This is a genomic window from Bacillus sp. CH140a_4T (genome assembly GCF_008923725.1).
In the GTDB taxonomy this organism is placed as follows: domain Bacteria; phylum Bacillota; class Bacilli; order Bacillales; family Bacillaceae_G; genus Bacillus_A.
The window spans coordinates 194892-196632 of sequence record NZ_WBPF01000021.1 but is presented as its reverse complement, the minus strand read 5'-3'; the positions used below and the strand labels follow the sequence as shown (position 1 = coordinate 196632).

Sequence of the window (1741 nt, the reverse complement as noted above, 5' to 3'; positions counted from 1 at the left end):
CAACGGGAGCAACCGGAGCAACAGGAGTAACAGGCTTAACAGGAGCAACAGGAGTAACCGGAGCAACAGGCTTAACGGGACCGACTGGAGTTATTGGTCCCATAACAACAACTAATTTATTATTTTACACTTTTGCAGATGGAGAGAGGCTTATATATACAGATTCAGATGGGATAGCTCTATATGGAACAACTCACATATTATCTCCTGATGAGGTTTCATATATTAATTTGTTTATCAATGGAATACTTCAGCCACAACCATTTTATCAGATTAGTCCTGGTCAGCTAACTTTATTGGATGATCAACCACCATCGCAAGGTTCATCAATTATTTTGCAATTTATTATAATTAATTAAAAAAGACAGATTCTTAAATTAATAAAAAGAATCTGTCTTTTTGTTCTACATTAAAATAATTAACATTATGTGACGATAAATTCGATTGTGATTGGAATTCCGCCGTCTAATGCATCTCCGCCAGGAATTGTAATAGCACCAGTTGGTCCAGTAGTAACACTGGAGTTCACACTAGGTTGAAGAATGCCGTTTACATATAAGTTGTAATACGTAAAAGTGGGAAAAGCAGTTGCAGTAGTACCGGCATCATTTAAACAAGCCGTTGCAGCAATTGCAAAAGCTGCACCTGTTCCTGTTCCAGCACCTAGTGTAGATGTAAATCTTCTAGAGGCCATAAATGGTTGGATGATTGGCAATTCATTCTCACCTCCTAAATTGTTTTTGAACAAAATATAGAATAACTTGTCCGATATATTGTATGAGAGTTTTCTATAATAGAAACGGCTTTATGATAATAGAGGGAACAAAATTTTAATAAAGGTATCATGGTTACTAATCTGAAAAGGTGGTGTTGTTACTTGGTGTTTATATGTAATATTTAGTTTTTATATTCAAATTAAAATGTGCTTTGGACCTAAGAGATAAACGTGGAAAAATAAAATAAACTCTTAAGTTTAGGTGTTTAATCTAAGCAGTCAATTATTAAAAACATATAATTAATATGTGAGTCATGAACATAATTAAATAACGTTTTAAAGTTTAATTATAATTCATGTTTCCTATTTTAAGTGAATGAAACCTATGCATGATTTTATAGTTCTTATAATAGGAAAATACTCAACTATAAGACAAGTAAGGAGGAAATAAATGTCACAAAATAATTGTTTTGGTCACAATAACTGCAATCCGATAGTTTTTACACCAGATTGTTGTAATAATCCGCAAACAGTACCAATTACTAGTGAACAATTAGGTAGATTAATCACTTTACTAAACTCTTTAATTTCGGCTGTTGCAGCGTTTTTTGCAAATCCAAGTGATGCAAACAGATTAGCTTTACTCAATTTGTTTACTCAACTATTAAATTTACTAAATGAATTAGCACCTTCTCCAGAAGGGAATTATTTAAAACAATTAATTCAAAGTATTATCAATGTACTACAATCTCCTAATCCAGATTTAAATCAATTACTTTCCTTATTACAACAATTCTACAGTGCTCTTGCACCATTCTTCTATACTTTAAAAATTGATCCGGCAAGTTTACAACTTTTATTAAACTTATTAGTCCAACTAATTGGTGCTACTCCAGGAGGCGGGGCAACAGGTCCAACAGGCCCAACAGGTCCAGGAGGCGGGGCAACAGGTCCAACAGGCCCAACAGGCCCAACAGGAGACACAGGTCTAGCAGGAGCGACAGGAGCAACAGGTCCAACAGGAGA

General features: G+C 34.5%; 3 protein-coding genes. 2 read left to right on the top strand and 1 reads right to left on the bottom strand.

Features of this window, described 5'->3' with window-relative positions:
* Window positions 1-359 (top strand): DUF4183 domain-containing protein (locus F8162_RS22790; protein ID WP_151869348.1); only part of this gene is annotated, 359 nt, incomplete at its 5' end.
* Between the two features lie 65 nt (window positions 360-424).
* On the opposite strand, the gene F8162_RS22785 is transcribed toward F8162_RS22790, so the two are convergent.
* Window positions 425-715: a DUF4183 domain-containing protein gene (locus tag F8162_RS22785; protein ID WP_001121647.1), complete on the bottom strand. Its 291-nt coding sequence runs from the start codon at window positions 713-715 to the stop codon at window positions 425-427.
* Between the two features lie 451 nt (window positions 716-1166).
* Here F8162_RS22785 and F8162_RS22780 point away from each other — a divergent pair.
* The coding region (locus tag F8162_RS22780) for a collagen-like repeat preface domain-containing protein (protein WP_151869347.1) at window positions 1167-1741 on the top strand (575 nt) is incomplete at its 3' end.